The organism is Nostoc sp. FACHB-190 (assembly GCF_014696905.1).
Classification (GTDB): Bacteria; Cyanobacteriota; Cyanobacteriia; order Cyanobacteriales; family Nostocaceae; genus Nostoc_B.
In genome coordinates this window covers 20,196-33,885 of sequence record NZ_JACJQW010000055.1, presented here as the reverse complement: position 1 = coordinate 33,885, position 13,690 = coordinate 20,196, and the positions used below count along the sequence as shown (strand labels likewise).

Below are 13,690 nucleotides of genomic sequence, written 5' to 3'. Positions count from 1 at the left end.
TGCAGTTTCATTTGCAAATAATGTCGTTTTGAGCAGAACCTTATTTGCAAATAATGTGGTTTCAAAATCGCCTTGTTTGCAGTTTTAGCCCTGGATGTTTGCAGTTCGCTACATTTAGCAGGATTAATTTCTTTACCAAGGGGGATAAGAATATGATGCTCTCTTGGTAAAAATTTTGGTTGCTCAAAATCTGGTATTAAGATTAATGATTCTTGGGTACTAGCAAAATACCGCCATGAGGACTCGCTTTTAACAATAATGCACCGAGATAAATATTTGATACTTTGCTCCTCTGGCATTTGATGAATAACCGCAGCCAAAAGAGCAATTACTTCTTCACGGGTATCTGCTTGGATGGTAAGCTTTGATGTTTCTCCCTGCAACCAACTATGTATTTCTTCAACTTCTTTCTCTCTACCTACAAGATGTAACTGTGTACTCATTGCTGGTGAAGTAGAGTTTTTCCACTCATCCCAGAAGCTACTAATATCCTGAGCTTCTTCTTGCCATTTTTTGATTAACTTAGCTAACCAAGCATGAACCGCAGGAGCAAGCTCCAACCACTGTTCTAAATCATCAGCATCATAAACTCGTACATCAGCCCATATTCCCTCACTTTTCTTGTTAGTCTCCCACTCATCCTTATTAGCCCATCTTCGAGGAGTAACAAAAACAAATGTGGTTTCAGCAGGATTCAATTCTAGAGGATTCTTAGCACGTTTATCATAATCATCATCTGCTTTCCCCTTAACATCTTTGTTAACTCCAAGTTCCCATACCGAATAGCCATCGGGAACAAAACTATTACCTTCAGGTGCGTCCACAATGCCATCCCATCCCCCCATTTGAATACTCTCACCCGATGGAAAACCAACACGTCGAGGGTGCTGAACTGTAGCATGAATTAGTAAGCGTAATAATTGGGGAAGTCGTGCGCGAGCATCTAGTCTATCTGCCCATCTAATTAAATCTGTCGCATCAACCCACTTTGATGGAATCATAGTTAATTTTTAACTTACAAAAATAAAATTGATTACTTATTAATTTCCCGTAATGCTCTGCCAAATCTAAATATTGGTCTGGATTTTGAAACTGAAGACGAACATAATAGAGGAAACTAAAGGAGTAGGTCACGAGTGCAACACCACCCCTTCAATAGACCAAAACTAATACCATTACCGATTTGCGTTCAGTCTCCACACTGGACGCAATTTAGTATTAGTCTTCCTGACGAACACCCTTAAAAGGTTCACCATTCTGCTTCACATCCATAAACCGTCCAGTTTCAGCATCACGCTTCACCCATTGTTCGGTTATAGGGTTGTAAGTCTGGCTGCGGTTATCCACAGCACCACGACGATAGCCCTTACCTGTATTCTTTGCCATATCTTTATCACCTCCTTAAGAAGGATGTAAAATAGCTTTGACATTTTCTATTATAATTAGAGAAAATAGTGTCAACAACTTTGACACGTCTAGCGATCGCAGGAAAGAATCAGCCATGAAAGAGATGATTGCTGCGAACCTGATCCGCTACCGTAAAAGTTTAGGCTTGTCTCAAGAGCAACTTGCAGAACAAGCCGGGGTAACTCGCCAGAGCATCAATAACTACGAGAACGCCAAAACTTTACCAGACAGCAAAATTCTCTCTGCTCTGGCGAGTGCTTTGGGCATTACACTCGATGACTTGCTACGCTCACAAGGTGAAGGACTACCCAACTTTCGGTTCCGCGCTCATGTTTCCTTTGACAAAAATGCCCAGTTTGCAGCCCAAGTGCTACGAATGTTGCAAACTTATAACGCCCTAGAACAAGCAGTTGGCTTACCAAGCTACACCCCTGAAAGTACACCTTGTCATCAAGTAGAAGGTAATAAAAAGCACATTCAGACAATAGCTGCTTTGTTTCGTCATCGCCTGGGCTTGGGAGATGCTCCCATTGCCAACCTGTTTCAGTCTGTAGAAGAAATCGGTTTAAAAGTTTTACGCTCCTCCATTCCAATTAAAGGTTTCTTTGGTCTGAGTGCTTGTAGTGATATTGAAGGTGCTTTTGTTTTGGTAAATACCCATAACATCACCATTGAACGTCAATTATTTACCCTTGCACATGAGATTGGACATCTAATCTTTCACCGTGTAGAGTACCAAGACACCCTGATTGAAGAAGGAACCAAAGAAGAAGAAAAAGCACGAGAACAAGTAGCTGATTACTTTGCCAGTCATCTACTTGTGCCTCAAGCTGAATTTGAACGGATGTATGCACTTACCCAAGATATTGTCAAACTCAAACGGCATTTTCGGGTGAGTTACTTAGTCATTTTGAATCGTTTAGCAGAAATGAAAATCATTGATTTTGCTAAAGAGAAAGCCAAAATCTGTGCAATTTATAAAAAGCAACATGATGGTGCATCTTTGCAAAACTCAATGGAATTACCACCAGCACTGGCGGCGGAAGATTATCCAGAAAATGAACGTTATGAATTTCTAATTTGGCAATCCTTAAAATTGGGCAAGATGTCAGAAATGAAAGCAGCAGAACTTCTCAACTTAACTGTTGAAAAACTGCGGGTGCGTCGTCAAGAAAATGAGGTTTATGCAGTCGCTTAATGGCACAATTCTTGACGCAACCGCACTCATTGATTTTCGCTACCTGAACGAGTGGGGGTGGCTACAACAGCACTATCAACCGTTGTACATTGCCCAGGAACTTCTAGACTCAGATCAACTGGAACCCCCAACTCGCCAAGCTGCTAACCAATACTTAACACCTCTGGCTCTTTCGACAGAAGAGATGTTTGCCAGTTTTCTAGAATTTAGCGTTAGAGAACCACTTTTGAGTGTTGCAGATCGATCTACAATTGCCATTGCCCGTCATCAATTGCTGATTTGTGCTAGTGATGATGGGCTAGTTGTTGAAACTTGCAAGGCATACGGTGTTACCTACACCAGAACACTGCGATTACTAGCTCAGATGGTAGAGACAGGACACAAAACAGTGATAGAGGTGACAGCAATGGCTGATTCATTAATCCAGGGGCGGGGTAAACACATTTCTCCAAAAGTTTTGACAGATTGGACAACAAGTTTACAGAAGTATGGCACGAACTAAAAAATAAAATGTGATTCAACTAAGTGCTTTAAATGTTATCGTTTTCTTTTAGTCAAGGTGCTAGGAGGAGTGCCATATAGCAATTCGCCATTCTCGACGACATATTTTAAGGGAATTTTTGGGTTGTTAATGTCCTTCTGTCCATCGGCGTGCCACTTAGTTTCCCAAATAGTATAAAACGGTTCTAAGTTTGCTGGTTTGAGACGATAAATTGTTTGTATTTCAATATTTTTATAAATGGCAAAAATCCAATCAACCTGGCGATATTTGTTAATGATAATAGGGTTCATGTGGTGGTGGGTTGAAAACCCTTTCGTGAGTTCAATATTGATTGATTTTAATTCGTATTCATTTCCATCCAGATCGATGGCATCGTTCCCCTCTCGCCCCGGAAGGACGGTCAAACCAAGTATCAGCAGAACTTGCAGTAGTTTGCCACCATTATCCTGAAAAATGTCGTTAATACCATGCTTGGATGCTAATTGCTGGTACTGCTGTATGGCAGGAAACAGTATCTCCAGTGTTTCTAGATCGGGATGTGGTTTTAGCACTCCTTGTCCCTCCCTAGCAAATGCACTGTTTTTAAACCTAACGTTGTAGCAATCCGTTCAATGTTATCTATCGATATGTTCCTTTCACCTCTATCTACTAAGCCAATACAAGTGCGGCGCAGCCCAGCCAGTTCTGCCTGCCTTGCCCTCTGTAGATACGTAAGTAACTTCCTCATTTTGGTAATTTTTTTTCTTCGGTTATATACCGGAATTGCTCAATTGACTACTTTACCTCTACAGATTACTAGTATCATTTGTAATGAACCCAAACGTGCGCTTACAAGACATAAAACCTGCTTATTTCACTCGCAAAGGAGCTGCTTACTGTGGCGACTCCCGTGAACTCTTGCAAAAATTACCAGATAGTAGTGTTAACCTAGTTGTCACTAGCCCACCCTTTGCCCTTCAGCGTAAAAAAGAATACGGCAACAAAGAACAACACGAATATGTGGACTGGCTCAGTGAGTTTGCCGCTCTCGTTTACAAAAAACTACGTGACGATGGCAGTTTTGTAGTGGATTTGGGTGGAGCTTATGAAAAAGGGGTTCCTGTCCGCAGCCTGTATAACTATCGAGTGCCTATACGCTTTTGCGATGACATTGGTTTTTTCTTAGCTGAAGACTTTTATTGGTACAACCCGTCTAAACTGCCCAGCCCTATTGAGTGGGTTAATAAACGCAAACTGCGGGCTAAAGATTCGGTGAATACCGTGTGGTGGTTCAGTAAGACGGAGTTTCCCAAAGCTGATGTAACAAAAGTCCTTGCACCCTACAGCGATCGCATGAAGAAATTGCTGGAAGACCCAGACAAGTTTTACAAACCAAAAGTACGACCTTCTGGTCATGACATTGGTAAAGCCTTTGCCAAGGATAACGGCGGAGCCATTCCGTCTAACCTGTTGCAAATTTCCAACACCGAATCTAATGGTCAATATTTAGACGGATGTAAAGCAGTTTCGGTTAAGCAGCACCCCGCTAGATTTCCTGCCAAACTTCCTGAATTCTTTATCCGTTTCCTAACAGATCCAGGTGATTTAGTAGTAGATATTTTCGCGGGTTCTAACACCAGCGGTCAAGTTGCAGAAGCTGAAAATCGTCTGTGGTTGGCTTTTGAAGAACAACCAGAATATCTTGCAGCTTCTGCATTCCGATTCCTAACCAAAGAAAATACTATTGATGAGATGCAGGAAATTTATAATCTCATCTGTGCAGGAGAATCAATTGATTTGAACAATTATCAAAAGCAAACTATTCTCAGTTTTGATTAACTCTTACTTTTTGTGATATCTAAACTTGCATACCAATGCTGAGGGCAAACGTTGACGGTTATCATCATATTTCACACCGTTTGTACTTGGACGTGTCTGCTGAATCGTACAGTTGCACGGTAGTTGCCATTTTGAGAGCCAATAATGTAGCCACAGCGTGACGCTGTTCCAGGTGAAGAAACTCTAGAACTAAATCCTGGCTTGGGTCTTTTTTGACAGCGAACAAGAAGAAATCTTTCAAGTCCTTTTGGTATTCGTGCTTAGTGTTCAGAGATCGCTGCATAATAAAGTATCGTAGGCATTCATTGACTGCATTGAAAATTGACCGACACGGGCGAGCGAAAATTCTCACCCAGGAAGAAATTCAGCTTCTGTTCTCCCCGGAAGTCACCACCGCACGCGACCGGGCTTTGTATGCTGTGATGCTGTTTACGGCGTGTCGCGTCAATGAAGCAGTGACGCTTCGCAAGCGCGATGTCTACGATGCCAAGGGACGAGTACGACGAGAAATTTTATTTCGCAAGGGCAACACGAAGAGAAAACTTGCCACTCGCTCGGTGCCGGTGATTGAAGACTTACGGTATTGGCTACAAGACTACCACCCGCGAGAAGATAATGAGTGGTTATTTCCCGGCAATGAGTATGGCCCCCGTATAGATGACCATCTACACAAGGATTCTGCCATGTGGATACTGCGCCAAGCGTGTAAACGCATTGGCATTGAAGGGGTAAGTTCGCACAGTTTTAGGCGTACCGCTCTCACGCAGATGAGTAATGCCGGAATTCCCTTAAGGGTGATTCAGGAAATTTCAGGCCATCGCACCTTAGATGAGTTATACAAGTACCTCGAAGTGAAGGACGAGCAAGTATTAGGTGCAGTATCTTCGCTCTCCATGCTATCGCCGACAAAAGCAGATCACTTCGGGAAATCCAGTTTAAACGAAGTAACAACAACCCCAGACACTGAAGGAGTTTTCTAACGTTAGCCATCATTTCAATATTTCTACTGCTGCACCAGTCTTTAAATATATCGACCTCACCAAACAACCAGTCATCCGGCTATCTCTGTTTTATGAGTCGTTCGTCCCGTGCCGGGACTGGGTGACGGCTGTCAAAGTTTGAAGCGAGTGTCTGCTTTTAGCGGGATGCAGTGTAATCCGCACTTTTGACAACGCCACTGGGCTTGTTGCTTAACTGAAGTGGCAATTTCTGACCAATTATCTGGGTAAAGAGAATGGGTGAACGTCATCTGCAACCAAGGTTACGGGGATTTTAGAATTTTTAAATGTGGCTTATCAATTTATCTTGAACCGTGATAATAACTCCTCACGGTTAGCTTGCAACAGTAAGCTGAGAGATTCTTCCCTAGACAACTGCATCAACTGAGGAATAATCGCTTCTAAATCTGCATCCAGATTGCCAAACCGTACCTTTAAAAGTGCCTCCAGGGTTTCTCTTCGTTCTTTCTCGGCTCCTACTCGTTCCCAACTTGTGACCATTGCTATATATTCCTCTACTTGGCACTCGTAAGCAAACAGTAATTCTTGGTCAATTTCGTTTGAACTCCATTTGCGAGAAGTGGTCTTGCAGTAGTTTGTGGATGAAGCGGTAGCGACCGCCGACACGCTGGAGGAATAATCGCTCGGTGCAGTAGTTGAGGAAACGGGCGTAGTTCCAGGGGATGTAGCCGTTGTGGTAGAGGATGAGGCGGAGTGTGAAGTGTTGGAGGCAAGCTATACCGCCAAAAGCCAGCCAAAAAATCAGCCCAGAGATTATATTTTCTTTATTCAATTTTTTTAAAAAAAAGTTTTCATTTAGTTTAATTTTATTAAAAAAATCTCCAATATGCCGAAAAACCAGTCCAAAAATTAGCCCAAGGCTTATCCCTGACAATAGTAGAATCAACACACAAATTAACCCACAAATCAGATAATAGCTATTTTTTTGAGTTTTGCTCATTAACCAATTAGGCTGCATTTCTTCAATCAAGAACTCCGTTTTCGATTCTAGCTGCATTTGTTTAGCTAACCAAACCAGCCACATTCGGGTTTTTCTAGCATTAGGGGTTTTGTTCTTTAAATACGCCCTACTGTTAGTATCCCGTGTCAACATCCGCCCTACATAGGCATCTAGCAAATACTGAATCCGGTCGGCTGTAGAGTTCAATCGCTGCCATTCTTCAACAGATATTTCTTGAGATGCTAGAACAGTAATGCTAAGTAGTAAGGGAGTTTTAAGTAACTCTAGTAAGTCTAAGTCGTTACTAATGGTTGACCACAGTTCTATATAATTTATAGACGTTAGATAATCACAAATTTGATTGTTGTTTAAAGGCTGTAAGTAAATAGCACCATTAAGTTGCAATTGAGTAGCATAGTTACTATATTCTTCAATCCGGCTACAAACAACTAGATAAAGCGGTCTAGCTTCCCCTGTTAAAAACTGATTAATTTTTTGGACGCAAAGTTCTTGACGCTGTGGTTCAAGTTCATCTACCCCATCAAGCAATGGTAGTAATTGATGATTGTTTACCCACTCCTGACCAAGCTTTTTTGAGACACCATATTTAGATTTGAGTTCAGCCACTAACCAATCAGTTAGAGATTGGCGGTCATCTTTCCAAGACGATAAATTAAATAAAACTGGAACGGGATAATCAGGCTGTTCTTCTGCACGGCTGACTAAAGCTTGAGCCAGTTCTAATTGTGTCGTAGTCTTACCTGCTCCTGGCGCACCCAGTATTAACAGCTTTCCTGCAATTTCTAGGGAGTCAAAAACTTCTAAAATTGTTGTGGTGTCTGGGAGAGGAACAGCAGGCTTTAGTCCAATTTTAATCTCTGCATCCCAAGGGCGTTTTACCTGCTGGGGTTGTGACTCTTTACCCAAATTAATCAGCACGGCATTGTGTAGAGATTGCCTTAACCGTGCAGTAACTTCTTGCTTGACTGAGGCTAATAGTATCCGTTGATTTTCTTGTCTCGCAGGGTTGCCTACTGGGGTTGTTGGCTGTCCAAAAAAAACATTCCAAGTATTACCTAGCCAGTTATTATTACCCTGATTTTGAACATTACCTTTACCTGTTGCAGCCTGCTGTCCACCACCGAACGTTGAATTATTAGCCTCCTGTCTTATACCAGTTTCAGGCAAAGATGCTTGATTATCGTCAGGAGACTTCGGCTGATCCATAGTAAAAATTTCATAGCAATAAATAAAATGCTTTTTCACACCAAACCAAACTAGGGTTATTTAAAATTGGTCTGGTGTTGCCTAATTAAACTTAATAATTTATGGATTGTTTTTATTCCAATCATCTAAAGCAGCAATGACAAAACTGGCTGCGGGATGGCTGAGGGCTTGTTCTAGAGCCGCAGTACCACCAGCCCTCAACGCGCTGATTGTTTTCTGCATTAAAGTTGGGTTATTTTCGATGCGTTGCGTGGCTTCTGTTGCCAGTGCCATTTTTCCTGCCATTGTATTAGTAGGATAAGATTGGCTCAATTGCTCTAGCAATGCCTGAATTTCTGCTGCGGCTTCTGCAAGATTTTGCTTTTGTTCTGGTGCATAATTATATTGCTTACCTATCTGTTGGCTACCAGATTGAGCCGTATCAACAACGTTACCTACATCAGCATTAGTGAAGTCATATTTAGATTTATAATTTTCGTTATTATTCATAGACATTTGATTCCCACTTCCTTGTGCAGCTTGTTGTCCTTGACCAAATTGGCTGTTATTTGCACTTTGATTAATTCCCCCTTGATTTGGATTCATTGTACCTACCTCTTCTACTTGGATATTTGAATAAAAGCTAGGGCGTTGTAATGCCTGATTAACAAAATTTTCTAAACTACGAATTCTACTATCTTTTTCATCTAGTAGTAATTTAATATCTCGCTCCGGCAAGGCTTTTATCTCATTGTAAGTTTCAAAATATTCTGCACTCAGTTCAGACTTATCAGCCGTCCCTGCGGTTTTGGCACGAAGCAGAAACTTATCTTCACCCCGTTTCTCCATTGCCACAATTTCTAATTCGGCATCAGGGTGATTCTCTGCTAACTGCTTAAAAGAAATTGCGATCGCTCTGGGGTCAACATCTTGATTGTGGTAAAGGTCAAGGGTGTCGAAAATTGGTTGAATAAAATCACCGAACTCCCCATCTGCAAACACTTCTTTATTGTTATCTGGCTTGCGGAGGGGGTCAGGGTTTTCTTTTGTGGGCAGCCGCATATAAACGTATTCACAGCGCACGCCATCAAATTTGGTGTCAGTGGTAATGCCCCAATCTTGAATGTATGCCCCGGTGAGAGTAGCGCCTGTTAAATCAGTCTCATTAAGTTGTGTTTGGACTATTTTCGCCCTGGATAAATCTGCGTCTTGTAAATTAGCTTGACTCAAATCTGCACCAATAAAACTGGCATCTACCAAATTCGCCCCTTGAAAATTTACTCCCCGCAAATCCTCCCGGTCAAATTTCTTGTCTTGGCCCTGTCCTATCACTAACACTTGACGAATTTGTGCGCTTTGCAAGTAAGTTGTACCTGGACGCACGCGATCTAGTTTTTTAGTTTTGTTGAAACAGGTGCGAGTTAAATTAGCTTTTCTAAAATCTGTACTTTTTAGTGTGGCGGCTGTGAAATTACTATCAGTTAAGTTGGCATTGCGAAACTTTGTACCACCTGTAGCAGCAAAAGCGACAGCGATGTTCCGAATAAGAGCATATTTTTCATCTCCCTTCATTGCTTTCCAAGCAATGTAAGCACTAAATAAGGCGAAGGCTCCGGCGAAGGCTCCGGCGAAGGCTCCGGCGAAGGCTCCGGCGACGGCGAAGGCGAAGGCGAAGGCGAAGGCTCCGGCGAAGGCTCCGGCGAAGGCTCCGGCGAAGGCTCCGGCGACGGCGAAGGCGAAGGCGAAGGCGACGGCTCCGGCGAAGGCGACGGCTCCGGCGAAGGCGACGGCGAAGGCGAAGGCTCCGGCGACGGCGACGGCTCCGGCGAAGGCGACGGCTGAGTTGAATCCTTGGCGAAGGATGACTATAAAAACAACAATTACTGCTATTAAGGCAGCCCAGCCTAGAGCCTGATTGTTTTGACTTGAACTGTCAAATATAAAACCTATTAATGCTCCAGTAAAGACTGAGAAAAATCCTGAAACTCCAGATAGCACCCAAGAAACACAAACTAAAAAAACAGCCCACCGCTTTTGCAGTCCAGCAGTAGCATGGCTAAAGTTTGCACCCCGCAGATTCGCCCCTGTAAAATCTGCACTCCGAATATCTGCATAACTAAAATTTGCCCCTTCAAGGTTCTGACCTTTGAAGGAGCGCCCTCGAAGATTTTGACCGGAGAAGTCCTGGGGCATGGTTGGGTGGAGCATCCAATTTCGCTTTTTGGATACAGATATACCACGAACAATCCCGTAATTACAACGCTTTAAAGCGGTTATCTTTTTTTAACGCCATCATGGCAGCAAATTCCCGTCGCCGGGAATTTGAGAAGTGCTGATGTCTCATTAATGGGACATTTTGGATGTTCTTTAGGCTGATGTACCATTAATGAGACATTCTAGAAATACTCTCCTAACCAGTGGGAACTAAGCCCTACAGATTTTGAAGCGGAGTGGCTCACTACTTCCAACAATCATCACCAGAAAGAATTTTGCGATCGCCGGTTGGAGAAAATCTGGCGCACCATCCGTTCCTCACCCGCCAGCGATCTCCAGGTTTTTTACTTCAGCCCAGACTGTTCTTTAGTCTTAAGCCTGTCATGCTCAAAAGTAGCTGTGATTTTAGACCCATCAGAGTTGCTCCAAACAAAGGTTGCGGTTGTCGCAGAACGGCTAACCTCGACACCTCGGTACAAGATTGAACGCACCTCCGTTAAGGTCATTCCTGGTTTTAGTTGTTCGTACTCTGCACGACCGAAGCGACCGAGTTCAGCTTGGGCAGATTGTTCATGCTGCTGAGAATTAAAAGCAGTTTGAACAAAACCATACCCTAAACCTGAACCAAGCATTAGACCCAATGACAGCGCAATCCTCATCAGTGAGCGAACATGGCGATTTACTAGTTTTTGAGAAGTCATCAATAACTCCTAAATTCAATTTGTTTCATGACTTTGAGTTTAGGAATTGCCAAATCGAAATCAAATTAGGCGAGAATAGAGTAAAAATAGACTTAAATAGAAATAAATCGGCTATAGGTTTAATTAAGTGAATTACTCAGCCAAACTCTCAGAACCGGAATCCCAGTTCTTAAAGGAAATGGCAACGCAGTTCAATTTTGTCAGCGATACTTGGACTGTGTTTTTATATCGTTTTGATAACACCAAACGCCATCAATCAAATAATTCACTAGCAGAAGTAATACCTTGGAGCAAACAAAGCATTGTAAATAAAGAACAAAAACTCCAAGATGAGTTAAAGACAATTTGTCTAGTATTGGAGGAGAATGGCTGCCCAATTGAAAAATCAAACCGAGGGAGACAGCCTAAAGGTAAAAGTCCTTGGGAAAAGGCTTATGAATGGTTATGGAATACTAAATTTATTGAATGGCAGCAAAGTCAAAACGAACTTACCCAACCTGTAGACATCAATGCTTTAGTAAATCAAGTACGTAAAAAAGTCAGCGCAGACATCCAAAAACGATGCGGATGGATGCGTGTCTTGGACATGACTCACCCCATTGGGCTGAATGACATTTACACCGATGTCAACATTCTGGAGAAAATTACAGGACGCAGACGGTTAGAAATAGCTCAACTTTTGGAAAGCTGCAATCCCGAAGACTTTGAGCGATTTGGTCTGAATCAAGTGGTAGAAAAGCGAGTTCCAGGGCTGGCGGCGGTTGAGCAAAACTCGAAACTAATGATTTTAGGAAAGCCGGGGGCTGGCAAGACAACCTTTTTAAAACGAATAGCAATTCAATGCAAGTTGGGGCAATTTTTAGCGGGTTATGTTCCGATTTTCATAACGCTCAAAGACTTTGCTGAAGCACCCCAGCAACCAAATTTATTGCAGTATATCAATGACCAATTTATCGTTAATGGAATTTTAGACCAAGAGATAACTAGAACGCTGTTGGAGCAGGGTCGGGTAATTGTGCTGCTGGATGGTTTAGATGAAGTTAGGCAAGCAGACAATGACCGGGTTTTAAAAGAAATTCGCAACTTTTCTACTCAGTACGATGCCAATTATTTTGTGATCACCTGCCGGATTGCATCGAAGGAATATACTTTTGAGCAGTTTACTGAGGTTGAGGTTGCCGATTTTGATGATCAGCAGATTGCGGAGTTTGCTACTAAATGGTTTCAAGCTAAAGACCCAAAGAAAGCTGAACACTTTATTCAAAAACTCCAAGGAAACCAACGAATTAAAGAATTAGCAACGAATCCCTTGCTTTTGACATTGTTATGTTTATTATTTGGCGAATCTACAGATTTTCCTTCAAATCGTGCTGAACTTTACGAGGAAGGGGTAGAAGTATTGCTGAAAAAGTGGGATGGTACACGCAGCATTGAGCGTGAACAGGTTTATCAAAAACTCTCTCTCAAACGTAAAGAAGACCTCCTCAGCAAGATTGCTTTAGAAACCTTTGTGGATGGCAATTATTTTTTCAAAGAAAGAGTTGTCGAAAGATACATTAATGATTACATTCAAAATTTACCTGATGCCCAAACTGATACAGAAGCACTTTTACTTGATAGCAAAGGTGTACTGAAATCTATTGAGGCACAGCATGGATTACTTGTAGAACGAGCAAGAGGAATTTATTCATTTTCGCATCTTACTTTTCATGAGTTCTTCACTGCTAGAAATATCGATTCTCAGCAGACTTTTCAAAAGTTGGTTAGTCACATTACTGATAAGCGTTGGCGAGAAGTTTTCTTGCTAACTGTAGGGATGTTGAAAAATTCTGATGACTTGTTGTGGTTGATGAAACAGCACATTGATGCACTTTTAGGAACTGATGAAAAGTTGCAGGAGTTTCTCACTTGGGTTGATTTAAAATCCAGTTCTGTGGAAGCTTCCTATAAACCTGCTGCTATTCGAGCTTTTTACCTCGACCTCGACCTCGCCCTAGACCTCTCTCGAACCATCAACCTGTCCCTCTCCCTCGACCTCTCCCAAACCCTCGCCCACGCCCTCTCCCAAACCCTTGACCGAACCCTCGCCCGAACCCTCGCCCGAACCCTCGACCTCAACCTCGACCAAACCCTCGCCCGAACCCTCGACCTCGCCCGAACCCTCGCCCAAACCCTCGCCCTCGCCCTCGACCTCGAATTAAAGCGATCGCTACAACGACTCAAAGATCAACTGCCCAACCCAAAGGCTAATGATAAAAAATCATTTAAGTGGTGGCAAGAAAGTGGTCATGTTTGGGCTGAAAAACTCAGATCCGTGATGATTAAGCATCGCAACATTGGACATGACTGGCAATTCAACGACGACCAGAAACAACTGTTGCGGCAGTATTATGACGCTAATAAGTTGCTAGTGGATTGTCTTAATAGCGAATGTTATGTAAGCCGTTCTGTTCGGCAGGAAATTGAAAATACATTGCTGTTGCCGAGCAAGATAGGCATCTAGCTCATTCTTTGTTTTAAATCTGGAGTTCCATTGGCAGCCAATTCCCGATGTCGGGAATTTGAGTGGTAGTAAATTTAGGAAAGGTTCGCTGGATGGGGTTTCGAGGTGATTAGATGTAAAGACTGCGGTATGAAGCAATGGTTGATACCGCTTCTGCTTCGCGCAGTTATCAAACTTCCTGA

Annotated in this window: 12 protein-coding genes; 5 read left to right on the top strand and 7 right to left on the bottom strand. The window is 42.6% G+C overall.

Annotated elements, in window-relative coordinates:
- Together H6G28_RS32785 and H6G28_RS32780 are read right to left on the bottom strand one after the other, a co-directional pair.
- On the bottom strand, positions 1-1,001 hold a 1,001-nt coding region (locus H6G28_RS32785), incomplete at its 3' end, for a hypothetical protein (RefSeq protein ID WP_199332999.1).
- 217 nt (positions 1,002-1,218) lie between these two features.
- Complete coding sequence (locus tag H6G28_RS32780; RefSeq protein ID WP_190677207.1) at positions 1,219-1,386, bottom strand: hypothetical protein; 168 nt, start codon at positions 1,384-1,386, stop codon at positions 1,219-1,221.
- Between the two features lie 37 nt (positions 1,387-1,423).
- Here H6G28_RS32780 and H6G28_RS32775 point away from each other — a divergent pair, with 37 nt between their 5' ends.
- Together H6G28_RS32775 and H6G28_RS32770 are read left to right on the top strand one after the other, a co-directional pair.
- Positions 1,424-2,605 carry an XRE family transcriptional regulator gene (locus H6G28_RS32775; protein ID WP_242054715.1) on the top strand — a complete coding sequence of 394 codons (1,182 nt, stop codon included), beginning with the start codon at positions 1,424-1,426 and terminating at the stop codon, positions 2,603-2,605.
- Positions 2,592-3,107, top strand: coding sequence for a PIN domain-containing protein (locus tag H6G28_RS32770; protein ID WP_190677205.1), 516 nt, complete (start codon positions 2,592-2,594; stop codon positions 3,105-3,107). Before H6G28_RS32775 ends, H6G28_RS32770 begins: the two co-directional genes overlap by 14 nt.
- 35 nt (positions 3,108-3,142) lie before the next feature.
- On the opposite strand, the gene H6G28_RS32765 is transcribed toward H6G28_RS32770, so the two are convergent.
- Complete coding sequence (locus tag H6G28_RS32765; protein WP_190677203.1) at positions 3,143-3,658, bottom strand: PDDEXK family nuclease; 516 nt, start codon at positions 3,656-3,658, stop codon at positions 3,143-3,145.
- A 259-nt stretch (positions 3,659-3,917) separates the two neighbouring features.
- On the opposite strand from H6G28_RS32765, the gene H6G28_RS32760 reads away from it, so the two are divergent.
- Complete coding sequence (locus H6G28_RS32760) at positions 3,918-4,925, top strand: DNA-methyltransferase (protein WP_190677201.1); 1,008 nt, start codon at positions 3,918-3,920, stop codon at positions 4,923-4,925.
- Between the two features lie 314 nt (positions 4,926-5,239).
- Positions 5,240-5,905, top strand: coding sequence for a tyrosine-type recombinase/integrase (locus H6G28_RS32755; protein WP_190677213.1), 666 nt, complete (start codon positions 5,240-5,242; stop codon positions 5,903-5,905).
- A gap of 315 nt (positions 5,906-6,220) precedes the next feature.
- Here H6G28_RS32755 and H6G28_RS32750 read toward each other — a convergent pair whose 3' ends face one another.
- The 4 genes from H6G28_RS32750 to H6G28_RS32735 all read right to left on the bottom strand — a co-directional run bounded on the left by H6G28_RS32750 (position 6,221) and on the right by H6G28_RS32735 (position 11,005).
- Positions 6,221-6,424 carry a hypothetical protein gene (locus H6G28_RS32750; RefSeq protein WP_190677199.1) on the bottom strand — a complete coding sequence of 68 codons (204 nt, stop codon included), beginning with the start codon at positions 6,422-6,424 and terminating at the stop codon, positions 6,221-6,223.
- Between the two features lie 49 nt (positions 6,425-6,473).
- Positions 6,474-8,111, bottom strand: coding sequence for an NACHT domain-containing protein (locus H6G28_RS32745; protein ID WP_190677197.1), 1,638 nt, complete (start codon positions 8,109-8,111; stop codon positions 6,474-6,476).
- Positions 8,112-8,210: 99 nt separating this feature from the next.
- A complete protein-coding gene (locus H6G28_RS32740; protein ID WP_190677212.1) occupies positions 8,211-10,283 on the bottom strand; it encodes a pentapeptide repeat-containing protein in 2,073 nt (690 codons plus the stop codon).
- 365 nt (positions 10,284-10,648) lie between these two features.
- Positions 10,649-11,005, bottom strand: a complete 357-nt coding sequence (locus H6G28_RS32735; protein WP_190677195.1) for a hypothetical protein — start codon at positions 11,003-11,005, stop codon at positions 10,649-10,651.
- 127 nt (positions 11,006-11,132) lie between these two features.
- Here H6G28_RS32735 and H6G28_RS37540 point away from each other — a divergent pair, with 127 nt between their 5' ends.
- A complete protein-coding gene (locus H6G28_RS37540) occupies positions 11,133-13,508 on the top strand; it encodes an NACHT domain-containing protein (RefSeq protein ID WP_206758275.1) in 2,376 nt (791 codons plus the stop codon).
- Positions 13,509-13,690: the final 182 nt, after the last annotated feature.

Excerpts from the sequence above, each read along its gene's own strand:
- H6G28_RS32760 (WP_190677201.1), top strand. The coding sequence starts at position 3,918 with ATGAACCCAAACGTGCGCTTACAAGACATAAAACCTGCTTATTTCACT.
- H6G28_RS32745 (WP_190677197.1), bottom strand. The coding sequence starts at position 8,111 with ATGGATCAGCCGAAGTCTCCTGACGATAATCAAGCATCTTTGCCTGAA.
- H6G28_RS32750 (WP_190677199.1), bottom strand. The coding sequence starts at position 6,424 with ATGGTCACAAGTTGGGAACGAGTAGGAGCCGAGAAAGAACGAAGAGAA.
- H6G28_RS32780 (WP_190677207.1), bottom strand. The coding sequence starts at position 1,386 with ATGGCAAAGAATACAGGTAAGGGCTATCGTCGTGGTGCTGTGGATAAC.
- H6G28_RS32740 (WP_190677212.1), bottom strand. The coding sequence starts at position 10,283 with ATGCCCCAGGACTTCTCCGGTCAAAATCTTCGAGGGCGCTCCTTCAAA.
- H6G28_RS32735 (WP_190677195.1), bottom strand. The coding sequence starts at position 11,005 with ATGACTTCTCAAAAACTAGTAAATCGCCATGTTCGCTCACTGATGAGG.
- H6G28_RS32770 (WP_190677205.1), top strand. The coding sequence starts at position 2,592 with ATGCAGTCGCTTAATGGCACAATTCTTGACGCAACCGCACTCATTGAT.